Below are 19,246 nucleotides of genomic sequence, written 5' to 3'. Positions count from 1 at the left end.
TTGTCGGCATATTTCGAGAACATGATGAATCGACGTTCGATCCCTGCCAAATCAATGCGTAGCTCGATCGGTACCGGGGCCGTGCTGACTTTCGCTCTCCTGGTTTCGGCCTGCAGCAGTCAGGCGCCCCGTCCGGACGCACCGCCGGCAACACCTGCCCCGCAAACGACTCCCTCACAACCGCCACGAACGCCGGGGCCGATCATCTCGCCGCCGCCGGTACAGACCACGCCCGTACCGTCCAAGCCGAGTACGCAACGGAGCCATCCACGCTATGCGCCGCCACCAGGCGTCGCATCCTACTGGGATAACAATCTGGGCGTTTATGTGGTGAAGGGACGCGACCTGTATTATCGCCAGCGTCTCTTTTATCGCTTCGACGGTGACTGGCAGTGTTCCTCACGCCCCGATGGCCCCTGGGAGTCCGTGGCGTTACCGAGCGTTCCACCTGGGTTGCGCAATCGCTGAAACATTGCATCCTGGCTACTAAAGTCGGGCCCGAACAGGTCGATACACAGAGAAGTTGCAGCAAGCATGGCCCGTTGGAGCATGCCGCATCGGTCTTGAAGGGGCCGGAACCCTGGAGTAGTCATATGAACGCTTCCGTCGAACAACTCGCCGCAACCAGTGGCGCCTTACGTAATGCCTTGCAGCGGCAAGACTGGACCGCCATTGGTGAATTGGATCGGCATTGCCGTCTGGTCGTCGAAGGGCTTCTGCGCGAGCCGCAGCGCAACGAAGTCTCACTGCGTGCCGCCTTGCAGGAGTTGCTGGATCTTTACCGGGAGTTGGTGGGCATCTGCCAGCATGAGCAGCAGAAAATCGCCGGTGAGTTGATCCAGATAAAGCAATCTCACGAGAGAGCCAAGGTATATCGTTTGTTTGGTTGAGACATCGCTCCCATTTTCGGGTATGTCATAAAATTGACCATTTGATCCTTTTGGTCTTAACTACCGACCTAATTATATATGTCTGCGGTAAACGTCCTTTTCGACGCGAACCCGGGCTTCACCGGTTCTGGAAAGCGAAAAACGGATGTGGCGTGAAAACAAGATTCTGTTGATCGACGACGACAACGAACGTCGGCGCGATTTGGCAACGATTCTGAATTTTCTTGGCGAAAACCACGTGATCTGTACGAGCGACAACTGGTCAAATACCGTTGCCACTCTTTCCTGCGAAGATTTCCTTGGCGTGATGCTTGGCCAGGTTGAGCACCGCGGTGGTCATGGCGAATTGCTCAGGCAATTGGGCAAATGGAGCGAGAATCTTCCGCTGCTGCTGATCGGCGAGACCTCTATGGTCGACTGGCCGGAAGAGCAGCGCCGCAAGGTCCTGGCCACCCTGGAAATGCCGCCGAGTTACAATAAACTGCTGGATTCCTTGCACCGTGCCCAGGTCTATCGCGAAGTGTACGATCAGGCCGGATTACGGGGTGTACAACGCGAGCTGGATCTGTTCCGTAGCCTGGTGGGCACCAGCCGGACCATCCAGCAGGTGCGGCAGATGATGCAGCAGGTGGCCGATACCGAAGCCAGCGTATTGATTCTCGGCGAGTCGGGCACCGGCAAGGAAGTGGTCGCGCGCAATCTTCATTATCACTCAAAGCGCCGCAATGCTCCCTTCGTTCCGGTGAACTGTGGTGCGATTCCGGCCGAATTGCTGGAAAGCGAGCTGTTCGGTCATGAAAAGGGTGCCTTTACCGGTGCGATCACTTCGCGCGCAGGTCGTTTCGAGATGGCCAATACCGGAACGCTGTTCCTCGACGAAATCGGTGATATGCCTTTGCCGATGCAGGTAAAGCTCCTGCGGGTGTTGCAGGAGCGTACCTACGAGCGAGTCGGTAGCAATCGCACGCAGAATGTCGATGTACGCATCATCGCCGCGACCCACAAGAACCTGGAAAAGATGATCGGCGATGGTAGCTTTCGTGAGGATCTCTATTACCGCCTGAACGTCTTCCCTATCGACATGCCGCCATTACGCGAGCGGGTCGAAGATATCCCGCTGCTGATGAACGAATTGATTTCGCGTATGGAGCATGAGAAGCGTGGTTCGATTCGCTTCAATTCCGCTGCGATCATGTCGCTTTGTCAGCACGACTGGCCGGGCAATGTACGCGAACTGGCCAACTTGGTCGAGCGCATGGCCATCATGCATCCTTATGGGGTCATCGGTGTGATGGAGTTACCGAAGAAGTTTCGCCATGTGGACGATGAGGACGAAAAATTCGCGACGGCGCTGAGCGAACAGATGGAAGAACGGGCCGCGATCTCGGCGCCAGCCGGCGGCTATGAGTCCGCTACCCAACTGCCCGAGGAGGGCCTGGATCTGAAGGAGTATCTCGGCAATCTCGAGCAGAGCCTGATCCAGCAGGCTCTCGATGATGCCGGTGGTGTGGTTGCCCGTGCTGCTGAGCGCCTGCGCATTCGTCGTACCACGCTCGTAGAGAAGATGCGTAAGTACGGCATAAGCCGGCGTGACGGCGAAGACCATTTCGATTGATTTTTCCTCCATGCTTGCTGTGTCTATCTTGTATGTGCAGTGAGTGAATGGCGGAAGACCACTCTGCTCGATGGGTTCGTTACCGTCTGATCTTTTTCTGTTCTATTTCGTGGACTCCGCGAACGCCAAGGCGGCGTTTACCGCTATCCAGCCTTCCACTGCGGTTTCTCCGGCCTCGACAAAAGCCCGTTTGAGTAATCGAACCTGTTCGCGATGCAGCATCTGCTCGAGCCTGCCGCCTTGGGCAGTCAGGCGCAGCAGGCGCTTGCGCTTGTCTTCGGTGCCGGGAATGCTTTCTACCAGCTGCATATCCATCAACTGGCGCAATGGGTGATTCAATGCCTGTTTGCTCACCCCTAGGTAGCCAAGAAGGTCTTTGACACTCAGGCCCGGATAACTGGCAATGAAAAACAGCACCCGATGATGGACGCGAGATAATCCACGATATGCCAGCATCTCATCGGGTTTGGCAGTGAAGGCGCGATAGCCGAAAAAAAAGGCTTCCATCGTCGGGCGCCGGACGGTACTTCTCTTGATGTTGTTCATGTTGACGTATTTGCCGTGTCGAACTGGAGATGGCCGAGCAGTCTGCAATAGTTTCCCGGCTATGCGTTTCACTATAGACCGGAGATTGGCCTTCGATCCGTTTTCGACCGACTTTGTACAATTGATATATTAAGATATATAAGTATCGGGATTTATATCTGGATTTATCGACTTTACCGTAAGAGGACGAGTGTCATGTACAGGGTCCATGGAGATTACCGGTCAGGCAACTGCTACAAGGTGAGGCTGATGCTGCACCTGTTGGGCAGCTCATACGCCTGGGTGCCGGTGGATCCGCTACGTGGAGAAACCCGCTCCGCCGATTTTTTGCAAAAGAATCCGAACGGCAAGATTCCGGTGCTGGAGCTGGATGATGGCAGTTATCTCTGGGAGTCCAATGCAATTCTCAATTACCTGGCTGAAGGCAGTGAGTTTTTACCGAACGATCCGCGCCTGCGTACCCAGGTTCTGCAATGGCAGTTCTTCGAACAATTCAGTCACGAGCCTTATGTTGCGGTTGCCCGCCAGATAAAGATGCAGGGTTTGCTGGAAGCGCGTGGCCATGAATATGAAGGGCTGCGCAAGGAGGGCTACCGTGCCTTGTCCGTCATGGAGCAGCAGTTGCAACGAACTCCTTATCTGGTGGGAGACCGCTATTCCATCGCGGATGTGGCCTTGTATGCCTATACCCATGTGGCGGACGAGGGGGGATTTGAACTGGAACGCTATCCGGCCATCGTCGCCTGGCTGGCACGAGTCGCCAGCCACTTACGGCACGTTGGGATGCTTGAACTCGTGCCGCTTGGCGATGCGAAAACCTGAAGCGCGCGGTTGCACACTATTGCTCTGCCCGGGCTGCAATGGTTGACCGTCGAGTGGGGGCGGTTGTCCTTGCGCCAGGCCGGATCTCAGCGTACCAATGTCAGGAATTCGCTGCGAGTCGAAGGGTTGTCGCGGAACTGACCGAGCATCACCGAGGTGACCATCGAGGAGTTCTGCTTCTCCACGCCACGCATCATCATGCACATGTGCTGGGCTTCGATGACTACGGCAACTCCGGCGGCTTCAGTGACTTGCTGGATCGCTTCGGCAATCTCGCGGGTGAGATTTTCCTGGATTTGCAAGCGGCGGGCATACATGTCAACGATGCGGGCGATCTTGGACAAGCCCAATACTTTGCCATTGGGTAAATAGGCTACATGCGCCTTGCCGATGAACGGCAGCATATGGTGCTCGCAGAGCGAATATAGCTCGATGTTCCTGACCAGCACCATTTCGCTGTTGTCCGAGCTGAACAGTGCGCCGTTGGTGACTTCATCCAGGGTTTGCGAGTAGCCCTTGCACAGGTACTGCATGGCTTTCGCTGCGCGTTTCGGGGTATCCAGCAGGCCCTCACGGGTAACGTCCTCGCCGAGTTGCTCGAGTATCGCTGTGTAATGTTGTTCAAGGGCCATGTGTCGAACCTTTAAGACTACCTGAAAGCATTGGACCAGCAGGGTAGGGGGCTGGCGCCATGCTGGCAAGTATTTGGAAGATCGTCAGCCGTCGAGCAGGAGACAAACGTCATTCGTCACGGCCTTCCAGCATGGTGCGCTTGAGCATTACATAAACGGCCCCGGTGCCACCGTGCTTTGGCAGGCACGAAGCAAAGCCGAGTACCTGTGGATGCTGGCGCAGCCAGGTATTGACATGACTTTTGATCAATGGCCGACGGCCGTCGATACGTGCGGCTTTGCCGTGGGTGATACGGACACAGCGTATTTCATAGCGGCAGGCTTCGGCGATAAAGGCCCAGAGTTGTTCGCGAGCCTTTTCCACGGTAAGACCATGCAGATCGAGACTACCTTCGAAGGCGACTTGTCCGGCCTTGAGCTTGCGTATCTGGCTTTCCTGTACGCCGTCGCGTACCCAGTGCAGTGGATCTTCAGCACCTACATCGATCACGAACTGGTCAGATAGTCCGTCGACCTTCGTTTCGTTCGTCGCGCTTGTTGCATTGGTGCGCTGCTCGGTAATACGCCGGATATCGAGGCGCGGCTTGCCAGTATCGGCACGATCATGACCGATTGGTCTGGCTCCGCGTACCGCTGCCTGGAACAGGGATGAATCGTCGTCGTTTTGCATAGGGTCTCCGCGTCGAGGCCGTTGGCTATGGCAGGCTTCAGTTGCGTCTTTTCAATAAGTGGGGAGACAGGGTCAACTCATCGGAGTGGCACCGCAAACGGTACCTGCAACGCCGCCAACTGAAGATGCCGCCTGCTATCGGGATGACACAGCAGATCAGCAAAGCGATGGCGGCGCCATGGCCGATGGATAGGTTGCCGAGCGATTGGGCCTCGCCCAGCAGCGAGGAGACGCCGATCACGGCCAGGAACATGCCCAGAGCGACCAACAACGCGCCGCAGAACGTGCCCAGGTGTAGATGCCAGTTCTTGCGGGTGCGGGGACGCAGACGACGGGCATCGAAGCCATTGGATGATTTCATTCCGGTACCTCACGATGGACGGGATGTGACCGGAACCTGCAGTCCAGGTTCTCCTGCCGACCGGATGGGTCGATGATCGACAGGTGGCCTTGTTGAATCGAAACCTCCCTTGGGAAATTCCAACAGCGTATACCCATATCAGCAAAGCGCTTTGCTGTCCTGAACGCACACTGCAAAGTTGTCCGCCAAAATGGCCATTTCCATGCGGTGTATCTGCTGGGCATCGAGAACATCGTCGCCGATTGGCAGGTCGCGGGTGGCACAGGCGCTATCCACCAGTGTACAGCGATAACCATAATCCTTTGCTGCGCGCACGGTAGTACTAATGCTGGAGTGGGTCATGAAACCGCAGACGATAAGGTCGAGCCGGCCTAGCTGCTGCAGGCGTTCGTGCAGGTCGGTACCGGAGAAGGCATTGGGCATGCGTTTGGCAATCACCGTTTCGCCGGGCAGTGGCGCAGCCTCGGGCATGATTTGGCCACGTGGCGCCTGCGGGTCGAAAAGGCCTCCACTGATCCCTAGGTGATGGACGTGAACGATGGGCGTTCCGGCCTGGCGGGCCGCATTCAGCAGGCAGGCAATCTCTTCTAGTGCTTTTCCCAGGCCTGGCAGAGCAAGTACTCCGCTTCTATATTCCTCCTGGACATCAATGATCAGCAGTGTGGCATTGGCCAGTTGCGCCGGTGCATAGCCACGGCCACTGAGCTGAAGCATGGTCTGGATCTTAGACATTACTCGCTCCTTGGTCTGAGTTAGGGCTGGATTGTGGCGTTAGATGACGAAGTTGTGAACTACTTGCAAAAACTCACCCGCCTCAGCGGTTGGCGAAAGGAAAGAAACTCACCTATCGGCTAGACTCGCGATTTTACCGGAGTAGCCCTCTTGAGTGCCTTGACCTCTCGTCTGCAAACATTGCGCGATTATATCCGCTGGGCCGTTAGCCGTTTCCACGGCGAGCAGCTGTTTTTCGGCCATGGCACTGATAATGCCTGGGACGACGCCCGTCAACTGGTTCTCGGGGCTCTCTACCTGCCCTGGGAAATGTCCGATGCCTATCTGGACTGCCAGTTGGAAGACGACGAGCGAGAGTATTTGCATGATCTGTTGCGTCGACGCATCGAAGAGCGGATCCCCACCGCTTATCTGCTCGGTCAGGCTTGGTTCTGCGATTTGCCTTTCGTGGTCGATGAGCGCGTGCTGATCCCGCGTTCACCGATTGCGGAGTTGATCAAGCAGCGTTTCAGTCCCTGGCTGGATGTGGAGCCTGCACGAATCCTCGACCTGTGTACCGGTTCCGGGTGCATCGGTATCGCTTGTGCATACGAATTTTCCCAGGCGGAGGCCGTGCTCGCCGATATTTCCTTCGCTGCGCTGGAGGTGGCCAATCGGAATATCGAGCAGCACGAACTGGAAGATCGCGTATACAGCGTACAGAGCGATATTTTCGCAGGTTTGCCGGGGCAGCGTTTCAATCTGATCGTCTCGAACCCACCTTATGTGGATGCCGAGGATTTCGCCGATATGCCACGCGAATACGGCCACGAACCGGCGTTGGCGCTGGCGTGTGGTGACGATGGCCTGGATCTGGTCCGGCGGATTCTGGCCGAAGCGGCGGATCACCTGGAGGAGCAGGGTATATTGATCGTCGAGGTAGGCAACAGTCAGGTGCACGTCAGTGCACTGTATCCTGAAGTGGATTTCACCTGGCTGGATCTGCTTAACGGCGGCCATGGAATATTTCTGCTCACCGCCAGGCAGTGTCGGGAGCACCAGGCACTGTTTCGCGAGCGCCTGGAGAGACGCTGAGCTTTGCTCAGCGCGTGGCGATCCAGATCAACAGCCCGGCCTGGAACACGACAAAGACCACCAGGCAGATGATGGCGAAGCGTAGGGCGCCATCTTCCCGGCGCAGCAGGCCGAGGCGCTCTTCCAGCCGCAGGATGCTGGCCTGCTGTTCGTTCAGGCTACGCTCGGCCTGTTCCAGCAGGTTGGCTGCTTCCAGGGTATCGACGATCTGTACCCGACCGATATTCCAGTTCGCATCCAGCGCGCCGACCCGTGTCGCGCCATAGCGGACCTGGTTTTCCTGGCCTTCTTCGTAGTCGATCTGAAAACCCTGGCTGTGCAGGACATGATCACGGCGCTGGCGGGATTCTTCGGTAGAGGCGTCCCTGGGAGGCAGTTCACCACCTTCGACTGCATAGCTGGCCCAGCGCCGTTGCGCCCAGGCGATACCCTGGGCGAGCAGAAAGCGCCCCAGGCCACGATTCTGTGGTTCCACCACCAGAGGATATTTGCCGAAACGGATGGCTTTGCGCTGGTGATCGACCTGCACGTCCAATCTATTCATCTCGCCATGGGCTGTTTGGCCGGGTAGCCGGATGTCCAGGTGCAACAGGCTTTGCCGAACGTTATTGCACTCTGCCCGGCCAAAGCGGGCAAAGTGCAACGGGCGCTGACCGGTCGAGCGCTCGATGGGCAGTGGCGCCAGACGCAGCAGTTCGAAATGTTCCGGAGCGAGATCGGGCCAGGGATCGATGGCTTCGGGTTCTTCAGGCGGTGGAGTCTGATTCATGGCGATGCCTGCAACTGGGTGCATGTTTACGTTCGGCAAGGCTATCGGCAGTTGGGGGTGGGTCTGTAGGGCTGCAGCTTCAGTGTTTTTCTTGCAACGATCTTTGCAAGAGACATCGATTCATACAACGGCAAGATCGCTGTCGATACAGCGATCTTGTACGTCAAGTGTGCTTCAGGCGCTTTTCATCGACCAGTAACTACGGTTGAACAGATCCTTTTCGCCCAGGATCTTCAGGAGTGCGGCGAAGCTCAGGATGACCAAGGGAATGTAGATGCATAAATCCAGGAGACCATGGGGTTCAGGCAGGTAGTGCAGAGTTGCGGCAATAGCGACGGCGGCCACTCCCCAGCGCAGCAACAAGGCCAGGCCGAGGCCCTGCGGGGTTACCCAATAAATGCCGATCCCCATCAGCAATGCCTGTAGTGAGATGCCGGCAGAAAAGGAAAGCGCCAGGCCTTGTGCACCCAATGGACGATAGAGCAGGGCATCCAGGGCGATAGTCACGGCCGAGCTGGTCAGCGTGATTATCAGAAACAGCCGTGACTGGTGCTGGGCGAGCAGGGCGCGTCCCCACAACATTGCCATACCGGCGGCGGGCAGGCTGATGGCATAGGCAATCAGCAGGACCGATGTGGCTTCGCTCTGCTGCGGGCCGAACTGGCCACGTTCGAGCAGGACAGAAACCACCGCTTCGGGAAAGGCGCTGAGCACGACGGCGGCCGGTACCAGGAACAGCAGCGTGGCGAGCAGGCCTTTGCGGATGGCGGCGTTGTGTGCCGTGTGATCGTTGTTGTTCCAGCTCTCGGTAAAGTGGGGGAACAGTACTGTGAGTACTGACATGGCGTACAGCGTCAGGGGGATAGTGACGATGCGATAGGCGAAGGACAGCATGGTGATGCTGCCTTCGGCCAGGAACGAAGCGAACATCCGCTCGGCGAGGATGCAGGCTTGCTGGGCGGCGGCGGCCAGCAGCATCGGGGCGAGAACCTTGATGAACTCGGTGCCATGTCCCTTGGCTTCGGCCGGTGCCTGGGCCCGGTGTGAAAGCTGTACATAATTGAGCCGGTGATGCTGAACCAGGATCAGCCCGAGCTGGGGTAGCAGCATGCCCAGGAAGATCACCGTGCCGCTTGGCTCGAACAGCAGGATGCCGATGATGGCACCGGCGTTGAGCATGACGGTACGGGTCATCGGCAGCAGAAAAACCTTATCCATGTTCAGGAGCGCGCTCTGGCAATAGAGTGCGCCCTGCACGGCAAGCAGCAGGGAGCCGACGCAGAAGGTCAGGCGACCCAGTTCGATCTGTTCGGTCGACCAGCCAGGGGCCAGGGCATGCATGATCCAGTAACTGATGGCCATTATCAGGATGGTAATGGCTATGGCTGCCCACAGGACTCGCCAGTAGATCCAGCGTGCAACATTCTGGAACAGTTCTTCCGACTGGCTGCGCAGCTTTTGCAGATAGGGAATCATCGCATCGCGCAAGGCGAGGGCAAGGAAATTCTCGAAAAATAGCGGCAATATCAGCGAGACGAAGATGAGGTCCGCTTGCCAGCTCAGTCCAAAAGATCTGGCAATGAACAAGTCACGGAGAAAACCAAGAAGGAAACTGGCGACAGTCAGTACCAGGATAATAAGAGATGTGCTCATTCCGTAATCCATAGAATGCAGGCGGCAGGCTTATCCGATGTGCTGCCGGAAAATAATCCCCTGATAGACTGGGGTTGGCCATCTTGGTTCCGGGAGTGTCACTGCTTATGTAAAGTTCAGTGGATTATCAACGTAAAGTAAAAATGCCGTAAATCCGCTTTGCGGAAAGTTCCTGGCTGCTTAAGGTTCACATTCTTATTTTCATCGATGTATTTCCATGTCCGAGTTAAAGGTTTCATCGACCCGTTCCGGCCGCCGCTGGATCTTGGTCGGTCTCGTCGTGGCTGGCCTGGTGGTTCTGCTCTGGTGGTTCTGGCCTACGATCATCAGCAAGCTGCAAGGCGGAGGAGCTTCTGCCGGGGCGTCTTCCGACAGCCTGAATGCGCCACCCGGCCGGCCTCGTTTCGGTGGTGCAGGGGAAAGCACGCCGGTACGGGTCGCCACCGTACAGCGAGGGCGTTTCGACGTTTTCAACAAGGCGCTAGGTACGGTTACACCACTGAAAACGGTTAACGTCCGTAGCCGGGTCGCTGGTGAAATCGTCGAGCTGCGCTTTCAGGAGGGCCAGAAGGTCAACGCTGGCGATCTGCTGGCGGTAGTCGATCCGCGTTCTTACAAAATCGCCCTCAACCAGGCGCGAGGTACGTTGATGCAGAATCGGGCCCTGTTGAAAAACTCCGAACTGGATTTGCAGCGGTACCAGACTCTGTATGACGAAGACAGCGTCGCGCGGCAGATCCTCGACACTCAGCGAGCCGACGTGAACCAGTACAAGGGGCTCATCGCGACCAATGAAGCGGCGGTCGAGGATGCCCAACTGAACTTGGAATATACCCAGATCAAGGCGCCGATCGATGGTCGGCTCGGTCTGCGTCAGCTCGATCTGGGCAACATTGTCACGGCCAACGACACCACTACCATTGTGGTGATTACCCAGACGCAACCCATCACGATTGCGTTCACGTTGCCCGAAGCCGATCTGGTGCCAGTACTGACCCGCTTTCGCAAGGGCGAGAAACTACTGGTTCAGGCCTGGGACCGCTCCGATCGCCAACAACTCGCTGAAGGTGTGCTGCAAAGTCTGGACAACCAGATTGATCTGACCACCGGTACCCTGAAACTCAAGGCGCAGTTCGATAACCAGGATGAGCTGCTGTTGCCCAACCAGTTCGTCAATGTCCGCCTGCGGGTCGAGACCATGGCCGATGCGCTGCTGGTGCCTTCGGCAGCGGTGCAATACGGTACGCGCGGCACCTTTGTCTATGTGGTCAATGACCGGAACACGGCTGAGCTGCGTGTGCTGGAGCTCGGTCCGACCAATGGTGTTCAAACTGTCGTGAAGAACGGCTTGGTACAAGGCGAAAAGGTGGTGCTGGAAGGTACGGATCGTTTGCGCGATGGCGCCAAGGTAGAAGTGGTCGGTGCCGATGGCGAGGTACTCAACGTTCCCGTCAAGGAGAATGCGCCGGCAGCCGGCGCCGAAGGCCGGTCGGCAGGCGAGCGCCCGGCAGGGAACCGGGCACAGCATCCCGCCAGGGAGCGTCCGGCACAATGAATATCTCTCGCGTCTTCATCCTGCGGCCGGTTGCCACCACGCTGGTGATGGTCGCGATTTTCATCGCCGGTCTGATCGCCTATCGCCTGTTACCGGTGTCGGCGTTGCCGCAGGTGGATTACCCGACCATCCGGGTGCTGACGCTATATCCGGGAGCCAGCCCGGAGGTCATGACCAGCGCAGTCACTGCGCCGTTGGAAAAACAGTTTGGCCAGATGCCCGGTCTCAGCCAACTGGCATCCACCAGTTCGGGCGGTGCTTCGGTCATCACCCTGCGTTTCAACCTGGATGTCTCGCTGGATGTGGCCGAGCAATCGGTCCAGGCTGCGATCAATGCGGCTGACAATTTATTGCCCCAGGATCTGCCCGCGCCACCGGTCTATAACAAGGTCAATCCGGCAGATACGCCGATCATGACCCTGGCGATCACCTCGCCCACCCTCTCGCTACCCAAGCTCTACGACTTGGTCGATACCCGCATGGCGCAGAAATTGGCGCAGATCAATGGGGTTGGCATGGTCAGCATCGCTGGCGGTCAGCGCCCGGCCGTGCGGATCAAGGTCAATGCCGAGGCGCTGGCCTCGAATGGCCTGTCCCTGGCCGATGTGCGCAGTCTCATCGGTGAGTCCAACGTCAACCAGCCCAAAGGCAGTTTCGACGGACCGACCCGCGTCTCGACCCTGGATGCCAACGACCAGCTGCGCTCGCCCGAGGAATACGCGCAACTGATTCTGTCTTATCTGAACGGTGCCACCTTGCGTTTGCAGGATATCGCGACCATCACCGATGGTGCGGAAAACGACCGGCTGGCGGCCTGGGCCAATGAGAACCATGCGGTATTGCTGAATATCCAGCGCCAGCCGGGCGCCAACGTGATTCAGACGGTGCAAGGCATCAAGCGGTTGCTGCCACAAGTGGTCGCCAGCATGCCGTCCGGTCTGGATGTGCAGATCCTGACCGACCGGACCCAGACCATCAGTGCGGCGATCAACGATGTGCAGCACGAAATGATGCTGGCCGTCGGGCTGGTGGTGCTGGTGACCTTCATCTTTCTGAAGCGCCTGTCGGCGACGCTGATTCCTTCCATCGCGGTGCCGCTGTCGCTGGTTGGCACCTTTGCGATCATGCATCTGGCTGGTTATTCGTTGAATAACCTGACGCTGATGGCTCTGACCATCGCTACTGGCTTCGTGGTGGACGATGCCATCGTCATGCTGGAAAACATCGCCCGCCATATCGAGGAAGGGGAGACGCCATTGCAGGCGGCGCTCAAAGGTGCCAGCCAGATCGGCTTTACCTTGGTTTCGCTGACCTTTTCCCTGATCGCCGTGCTGATTCCGTTGTTGTTCATGCAGGATGTGGTCGGGCGCCTGTTCCGCGAATTCGCCATCACCCTGGCGGTCTCCATTCTGATTTCGCTGGTGGTTTCCCTCACCCTGACGCCGATGATGTGCGGGCGTCTGCTCAAGGTTGCAGCCCACGATCATGACAACGACTGGGTCAGTCGCCTGATCAAGGGCTACGCCCATTGCCTGCGCTGGGTCTTGCGGCATCAGCCACTGACGCTGCTGATCGCGGTGCTTACCCTGGGCTTGACCGTGGTGCTTTATCTGGCAGTGCCCAAGGGTTTTTTCCCGAGTCAGGATACCGGTGCGATCCAGGGCATCACTGAGGCACCGCAGTCGATTTCCTTCGCCGCCATGAGCGTGCGCCAGCAGGAGGTGGCCCGGATCGTACTGGCCGATCCGGCGGTGCAAAGCCTGACCTCCTATATCGGAGTGGACGGTGACAACACCACCCTCAACAGCGGGCGCTTGCTGATCAACCTCAAACCCTATGCCGAGCGCGATGTGGCGGCCAGCGAGGTGATCGAGCGCTTGCGCCCGCAAGTCGCGGCACTGCCGGGCATCGCCTTGTATATGCAGCCGGTACAGGATCTGAGCGTCGAAGACCGGGTCAGCCGCACTCAGTACCAGTTCACCCTGGAAACCCCGGATAACGACCTGCTCGAAGAATGGGTACCGAAACTGGTGCAGGCGCTGAAAGCGCGACCGGAATTGTCCGACGTGGCCAGCGATCTGCAGAACCAGGGGCTGCAAGCCTATCTGGTGATCGATCGCGATGCGGCTTCACGCCTGGGCGTGCCGATCTCCAGCATCACCAATGCCTTGTATGACGCCTTCGGCCAGCGGCAGATTTCCACCATCTATACCCAGGCCAGCCAGTATCGCGTGGTGCTGGAGCTGGCCGGCGGCAACGAAATCGGTCCGGAGGCGCTGGAGAAGATTTTCGTCAGCGGCAATCTGGACAGTAGCGGTACGACCACGACCAGTACGACGAACACCAATACCAGCACGACGAGCACCGTCAATCAACCGATCCGGTTATCCAACCTGGCGCGGATCGAACAGCGTTCGGCACCGCTGGTGATCAACCACATCGGCCAATTTCCGGCGGTGACGCTTTCCTTCAATCTGACCAAGGGCGTGTCCCTGGGGCAGGCGGTGGAAATCATCGAGCAGACGGAACAGGAGATCGATCTGCCGTTGGGTATCCAGAGTCGTTTCCAGGGGGCCGCCGAAGCTTTCCGGGCATCGCTGTCCAGTACGCTGCTGCTGATCCTGGCGGCTGTCGTGACCATGTACATCGTGCTGGGCGTCCTTTATGAGAGCTATATCCATCCGATCACCATCCTCTCGACGCTACCCTCGGCAGCGGTCGGGGCGTTGCTGGCGCTGCTGATTTCCGGGCGCGATCTGGACCTGATCGCCATCATCGGCATCATCCTGCTGATCGGTATCGTCAAGAAGAACGCGATCATGATGATCGACTTCGCGCTGGATGCCGAACGCAACCAGGGCATGCCACCGGAACAAGCCATCTATCAGGCCGCGTTGCTGCGTTTCCGGCCGATTCTGATGACGACCCTGGCGGCGCTGTTCGGTGCCATTCCGCTGATGCTGTCCAGTGGCGCCGGAGCGGAACTGCGTCAACCTCTGGGGCTGACACTGGTCGGTGGCTTGCTGCTCAGTCAGGTCCTCACGCTATTCACCACACCGGTGATTTATCTGTTCTTCGATCGTCTGGGCGAGCGTTTCGGCCATCGCCGCGAGCCGGCCGTGGAGAGTCAGGCATGAAAAACGGGTTGCTCTCGTGGCGGATTGCGCTTTCATGAATCTCTCGGCCCCGTTCATCGCCCGTCCGGTGGCGACCATGCTGCTGAGCATTGCCATTCTGCTGTTGGGCGCGGTGAGTTTTGGCTTGTTGCCCGTCTCGCCGTTACCGCGGATGGACTTTCCGGTCATCACCGTGGACGCTGCGTTGGCTGGCGCCAGCCCGGAAACCATGGCCTCCAGTGTGGCTACGCCGCTCGAGCGAGCGCTGGGTACGATTGCCGGGGTCAACCAGATGAGCAGCCGCAGCACGCTGGGTTCGACGCGGATCATCGTTCAGTTCGACATGGATCGTGACATCAACACGGCCGCGCGCGAGGTCCAGGCGGCTATCAATGCGTCGCGTAACCTGTTGCCCAGTGGTATGCGCAGCATGCCGACCTACCGCAAGATCAACCCGGCCCAATCGCCGGTCATGGTGCTGGCCGTGACCTCGAGCATCCTGGACCGTGGCAAGCTCTACGATCTGGCGTCCAGTATTCTGGCGCAGAAGCTTTCCCAGGTTTCCGGGGTCGGGCAAATTCAGGTGGGTGGCAGCTCGCTGCCGGCAGTGCGGGTCGAATTGCAACCCAAGCAATTGGAGCAGTACGGCGTTTCTTTGGAGGAGGTGCGTCAGACCATTGCCGATGCCAATGTGCGCCAGCCCAAGGGTATGCTGGAAAACGCCGAATTGCATTGGCAGATCGGTGCCAGCGAGCAACTGTACAAGGCGGCGGATTATCGGCCATTGATCATTCGCCAGCAGGACGGCAGCATTCTGCGTCTGGGCGATGTAGCCAAAATCAGCGATTCCACGGAGGATCGCTACAACGCTGGGCTGTTCAACAACGATCAGGCGGTGCTGTTGGTTGTCAGCCGGCAGGCCGATGCCAATATCATCGAGACCATCGAGGCGATCAAGGCCGAACTGCCCGCATTACAAGCGATCATGCCGGCGTCGATGGAAATGAAAATTGCGATGGATCGTTCTCCGTCGATCCGCGCCACGCTACACGAAGCGGAAATCACGCTGCTGATCTCCGTGGGGCTGGTGATGCTACTGGTGCTGCTGTTTCTTGGCCGTCTGCGCAGTGCCCTGATTCCCGCGCTGGCCGTGCCGATTTCCCTGGTGGGTACGTTCGCCGTGATGTATCTGCTGGATTTTTCGCTCAACACGCTTTCGCTGATGGCGCTTATTCTGGCTGCCGGCCTGGTGGTGGACGACGCCATCGTGGTGCTGGAAAACATCGCCCGGCATATCGACGATGGCGTACCGCCCTTGCGCGCAGCGTATCGCGGCAGCCAGGAAGTGGGCTTCACCCTATTGTCGATGAATATCTCTCTGGTTGCCGTGTTCGTTTCCATTCTGTTCATGGGCGGGATCGTCGAGCGGCTGTTCTTCGAGTTTTCCATCACCCTGGCGGCGGCGATCATCGTTTCCCTGCTGGTTTCCCTGACATTGACCCCGATGCTCTGTGCCCGCTGGCTGACGCCGCATGACCCGGCTCACGAGAATCGCCTGCAGCACTGGAGCCAGGTTTCCCATGAATGGTTATTGAAGTATTACGAGCGCAGTCTGAATTGGGTGTTGCGGCACCGTCGGCTGACCCTGGCCATTCTACTGGCTACTATCGTCTGCAACGTCGTGCTCTATGTAAAGGTGCCCAAGACCTTCCTGCCGCAGCAGGACACTGGCCAGATCACCGGCTTCGCCCGGGGCGACAACGGGCTCTCCTTCCAGATCATGCAGCCCAAGATGGAGCTGTTCCGCCAGGCCATCATGGCCGACCCGGCCGTGGAGGGCGTGGGGGCTTATCTGGGTGGACAGAGCGGCGTCAACAACGCTTTCATGATCGTGCGGTTGAAGCCGCTGGCCGAGCGCGAGGGGGTTTCGGCGCAGCAGGTCATCGAACGTATCCGTCGCAACCAGCCAAAGATTCCCGGGGCGCGAATATTCCTGATGGCTGATCAGGACCTGCAACTGGGAGGCGGGCGGCAGAGTAGTTCCCCGTACGCCTACAACTTGCTGTCTGACGATCTGGACGCCTTGCGAAGCTGGCTCCCCAAAGTCATCCAGGCGTTGAAGCAACTACCGCAGCTGACCAGCATCGATGCCAACGACGGCGAAGGTGCTCAGCAGATCACTCTGCGGGTGGATCGCGATGCCGCCAAGCGGATGGGGATCGACATGAGTACGCTGACCACGCTGTTGAACAATTCCTACAGCCAGCGGCAAGTCTCCACCATTTACGAAAGCCTGAACCAGTACAAGGTGGTAATGGAGATCGATCCGGCGTTCGCCCAGTACGTGACAGCGTTGGATAGCCTCTATGTGATTACCGATAGCGGCAGCAAAGTGCCGGTTACTTCGTTCACCCGCTACGAGTCCACCCTGGAGGAAGATCGGGTCAACCATGAAGGTCAGTTCGCTGCCGAAAACATCGACTTTGATTTGGCTCCAGGCGTCAGCCTGGAGGAAGCCACCCAGGCCATCGAGCGAGCCGTGGCTGCCATCGGCCTGCCCAGTTCGGTGCAGGGGCGCATGGGCGGCACCGCCAGCGCTTTTCAGAGCACTCAGCAAGGGCAGCCGCTGATGATTTTCGGTGCGCTGATCGTGGTGTACATCACTCTTGGTATTCTGTACGAAAGCTATATCCACCCACTGACTATCCTCTCTACACTGCCTTCGGCCGGGGTCGGCGCCTTGCTGGCGATCATGGTCACCGGCCAGCAGTTCAGCCTGATTTCGTTGCTGGGGCTGTTTCTTCTGATCGGCGTGGTAAAGAAAAACGCCATCATGATGATCGACCTGGCGTTGCAACTGGAGCGGGGCGAAAAGCTCTCGACCACCGAATCCATCCGTCAGGCTTGCCTGCTGCGCTTCCGTCCGATCCTGATGACCACGCTAGCCGCGATCCTGGGTGCGTTGCCGCTGCTGATCGGTGGCGCCGAGGGCTCGGAGATGCGTCAGCCGCTGGGGCTGGCAATCATTGGTGGGCTGTTTCTGAGCCAGATTCTCACGCTTTACACCACGCCGGTGGTGTACCTGTATTTCGATACACTGCGCCATCGGTTCAGCCGCTGGCGTGGCACTCGCATCGATGCTGCCCTGGAACGTCCACTATGATTCTGCTTCACGCCTTTATCCCGCGTTTGCTGGTTCTCGGTATCGCGGTGCTGAGTCTGGCAGGTTGCACGCTGGGGCCGGACTATGAGCGCCCGGAAGTCGCTCAGTCCGACTATTTTGTGGAAGCGCCGCCGGGTTGGAAGGACGCGATGCCGGCCGATGGATTTCGCGACGATAAGTGGTGGGAGTTGTATAACGATCCTGAGTTGAATGCGCTGATCGAGCGGTTGAATACCTCCAACCAGAACATCATTGTGGCGGAAGCGCAGTACCGCCAGGCTGCTGGGTTGCGTCGCACGACCTGGGCTGCGTTGTTTCCCACGTTGCAATCGAGTTCCGACTACACCCGTTCCGGGCGCGGTTCCAGCGGTGGTCGGGCCGCGACCAGCGGCGGTGGTTACTATTACATTCAGGACAGCGGCAGTAGTAACAGCAGCAGTAGTAGCAGTAGTAGTGATGATAGTGATGGCGATAGTTCGAGTAGTAATAACAACAGTAGCGGCAATAGTACTGTCATCACCAAGAATTACGACATCGGGCTGAATACATCCTGGGAGGCCGATATCTGGGGACGGTTGCGGCGCAGCCTGGAAAATGGTCGAGCCAATGCCAAAGCCAGCGCTGCCGACTGGGCGGCCGTGCGTTTGAGCCAGCAGTCCGAGCTGGTTCAGGCCTATATGCAATTGCGCGTTACCGATGCCCAGCAGCAACTGCTGGATCGCACTGTCCAGGCATACGCTCGTTCGTTGCGCCTGACGGAAAATCAGTACCGGGTCGGGATCGTACCGAGATCGGACGTGACCCAGGCGCAAGCTCAGCTCAAAAGTGCCGAATCGGATGCCATCGATCTGCACTGGCAGCGTGCCCAGTATGAACACGCAATTGCGATGTTGATTGGTGTCGCGCCGTCAGAAATGAGCATCGCTGCGCGGGAAACCCTGCCGGTATTACCGGATGTCCCACCGAGCCTGCCTTCCGTCTTGCTGGAGCGGCGCCCGGATGTGGCTGCAGCAGAACGGCGAGTCAAAGCTGCCAACGCTTCTATCGGCACCGCCAAGGCAGCTTGGTTCCCTACATTGAACGTGACTGCCAATGGTGGTTATTCCAGCAGTGTGACCCAAGGGCTGCTTACCGTGCCTAACCGCTACTGGTCCATTGCCCCGCAGCTCAGTTGGACGCTCTTCGATTTCGGTACGCGCCTGGGCGAGTACGACCAGGCCAAGGCCAGTCATCAGGAGGCGGTCGCCACCTATCGGCAGACCGTGCTGACCAGCCTGCAGGAAGTCGAGGACTATATGGTCCAACTGCTGACCCTGAACCGGGAGGCGATAACTCGTCAGGAAGCGGTGGTAGCCGCGCAGGCATCCTCACGCATGATGGAAAACCAGTACCGGGCTGGCTTGGTCGACTATACGGACGTGGTCGTGCAGCAGACTGCTGCACTGAGCAGCGAACGTTCGGCCCTGACCGTGCTGGTCAACCGCCTGCTGGCCAGCGTTCAGTTGATCGCCGCGTTGGGAGGGGGCTGGGATGGCAATATGAAACTGGACCTGGCGGAGCTTGAGGATTGATCTGCCTGCCAACGCCGATTCTGTAAGATTGGCTTTTCGCTGAATTTCCAGCCTTTTCCGCTCATCTGGCCAGTAGA

The 19,246-nt window shown here is 58.3% G+C and carries 16 protein-coding genes; 9 read left to right on the top strand and 7 right to left on the bottom strand.

The features are described 5' to 3' along the window. Positions 1–54: 54 nt before the first annotated feature. The 3 genes from FHR87_RS00775 (at position 55) to FHR87_RS00765 (ending at position 2,505) form a co-directional block, all read left to right on the top strand. Positions 55–468 (top strand): hypothetical protein, encoded by a 414-nt coding sequence (locus tag FHR87_RS00775; protein WP_183164792.1) that lies wholly within the window; start codon positions 55–57, stop codon positions 466–468. A 125-nt stretch (positions 469–593) separates the two neighbouring features. After that, positions 594–890 carry a flagellar protein FliT gene (locus tag FHR87_RS00770; protein WP_183164791.1) on the top strand — a complete coding sequence of 99 codons (297 nt, stop codon included), beginning with the start codon at positions 594–596 and terminating at the stop codon, positions 888–890. 145 nt (positions 891–1,035) lie between these two features. After that, positions 1,036–2,505, top strand: coding sequence for a sigma-54 dependent transcriptional regulator (locus FHR87_RS00765; RefSeq protein WP_183164790.1), 1,470 nt, complete (start codon positions 1,036–1,038; stop codon positions 2,503–2,505). A gap of 102 nt (positions 2,506–2,607) precedes the next feature. Here FHR87_RS00765 and FHR87_RS00760 read toward each other — a convergent pair whose 3' ends face one another. Further along, positions 2,608–3,051, bottom strand: coding sequence for a MarR family transcriptional regulator (locus FHR87_RS00760; RefSeq protein WP_183164789.1), 444 nt, complete (start codon positions 3,049–3,051; stop codon positions 2,608–2,610). 195 nt (positions 3,052–3,246) lie between these two features. Here FHR87_RS00760 and FHR87_RS00755 point away from each other — a divergent pair, with 195 nt between their 5' ends. Next, positions 3,247–3,873 (top strand): glutathione S-transferase family protein, encoded by a 627-nt coding sequence (locus FHR87_RS00755; protein ID WP_183164788.1) that lies wholly within the window; start codon positions 3,247–3,249, stop codon positions 3,871–3,873. Positions 3,874–3,959: 86 nt separating this feature from the next. Here FHR87_RS00755 and folE read toward each other — a convergent pair whose 3' ends face one another. From folE to FHR87_RS00735, 4 genes are all read right to left on the bottom strand, one after another. Further along, positions 3,960–4,505, bottom strand: a complete 546-nt coding sequence (gene folE / locus FHR87_RS00750) for a GTP cyclohydrolase I FolE (protein WP_183164787.1) — start codon at positions 4,503–4,505, stop codon at positions 3,960–3,962. A gap of 109 nt (positions 4,506–4,614) precedes the next feature. Next, the gene (locus FHR87_RS00745; protein ID WP_183164786.1) at positions 4,615–5,175 is read right to left on the bottom strand and encodes a Smr/MutS family protein; all 561 of its coding nucleotides are present in this window, start codon (positions 5,173–5,175) and stop codon (positions 4,615–4,617) included. A gap of 37 nt (positions 5,176–5,212) precedes the next feature. Next, a complete protein-coding gene (locus FHR87_RS00740) occupies positions 5,213–5,536 on the bottom strand; it encodes a hypothetical protein (RefSeq protein WP_183164785.1) in 324 nt (107 codons plus the stop codon). Positions 5,537–5,674: 138 nt separating this feature from the next. Next, positions 5,675–6,268, bottom strand: a complete 594-nt coding sequence (locus FHR87_RS00735; protein WP_183164784.1) for a cysteine hydrolase family protein — start codon at positions 6,266–6,268, stop codon at positions 5,675–5,677. A gap of 150 nt (positions 6,269–6,418) precedes the next feature. Here FHR87_RS00735 and prmB point away from each other — a divergent pair, with 150 nt between their 5' ends. Further along, positions 6,419–7,342 (top strand): 50S ribosomal protein L3 N(5)-glutamine methyltransferase, encoded by a 924-nt coding sequence (gene prmB / locus FHR87_RS00730; protein WP_183164783.1) that lies wholly within the window; start codon positions 6,419–6,421, stop codon positions 7,340–7,342. Positions 7,343–7,349: 7 nt separating this feature from the next. Here prmB and FHR87_RS00725 read toward each other — a convergent pair whose 3' ends face one another. Both FHR87_RS00725 and murJ read right to left on the bottom strand, forming a co-directional pair. Beyond that, positions 7,350–8,111, bottom strand: coding sequence for a hypothetical protein (locus FHR87_RS00725; RefSeq protein WP_183164782.1), 762 nt, complete (start codon positions 8,109–8,111; stop codon positions 7,350–7,352). A gap of 174 nt (positions 8,112–8,285) precedes the next feature. Further along, on the bottom strand, positions 8,286–9,764 hold the full coding sequence (gene murJ, locus FHR87_RS00720; RefSeq protein ID WP_183164781.1) for a murein biosynthesis integral membrane protein MurJ: 1,479 nt from the start codon (positions 9,762–9,764) through the stop codon (positions 8,286–8,288). Between the two features lie 217 nt (positions 9,765–9,981). On the opposite strand from murJ, the gene FHR87_RS00715 reads away from it, so the two are divergent. The 4 genes from FHR87_RS00715 to FHR87_RS00700 are packed head-to-tail and all read left to right on the top strand — an operon-like array spanning position 9,982 to position 19,169. Beyond that, positions 9,982–11,319: an MdtA/MuxA family multidrug efflux RND transporter periplasmic adaptor subunit gene (locus tag FHR87_RS00715; protein WP_183164780.1), complete on the top strand. Its 1,338-nt coding sequence runs from the start codon at positions 9,982–9,984 to the stop codon at positions 11,317–11,319. After that, positions 11,316–14,456 carry an MdtB/MuxB family multidrug efflux RND transporter permease subunit gene (locus FHR87_RS00710; protein ID WP_183164779.1) on the top strand — a complete coding sequence of 1,047 codons (3,141 nt, stop codon included), beginning with the start codon at positions 11,316–11,318 and terminating at the stop codon, positions 14,454–14,456. The genes FHR87_RS00715 and FHR87_RS00710 overlap by 4 nt, the downstream gene beginning before the upstream one ends. A 34-nt stretch (positions 14,457–14,490) precedes the next feature. Further along, on the top strand, positions 14,491–17,598 hold the full coding sequence (locus tag FHR87_RS00705; protein WP_183164778.1) for an efflux RND transporter permease subunit: 3,108 nt from the start codon (positions 14,491–14,493) through the stop codon (positions 17,596–17,598). Continuing rightward, positions 17,595–19,169, top strand: coding sequence for an efflux transporter outer membrane subunit (locus FHR87_RS00700; RefSeq protein ID WP_183164777.1), 1,575 nt, complete (start codon positions 17,595–17,597; stop codon positions 19,167–19,169). The genes FHR87_RS00705 and FHR87_RS00700 overlap by 4 nt, the downstream gene beginning before the upstream one ends. The last annotated feature ends 77 nt before the right edge of the window (positions 19,170–19,246 follow it).

The sequence above is a fragment of the Azomonas macrocytogenes genome (assembly GCF_014191985.1).
Taxonomy (GTDB): Bacteria; Pseudomonadota; Gammaproteobacteria; order Pseudomonadales; family Pseudomonadaceae; genus Azomonas; species Azomonas macrocytogenes.
The sequence above is the reverse complement of the archived record's forward strand: the minus strand, read 5'-3'. Positions and strand labels throughout refer to the sequence as shown.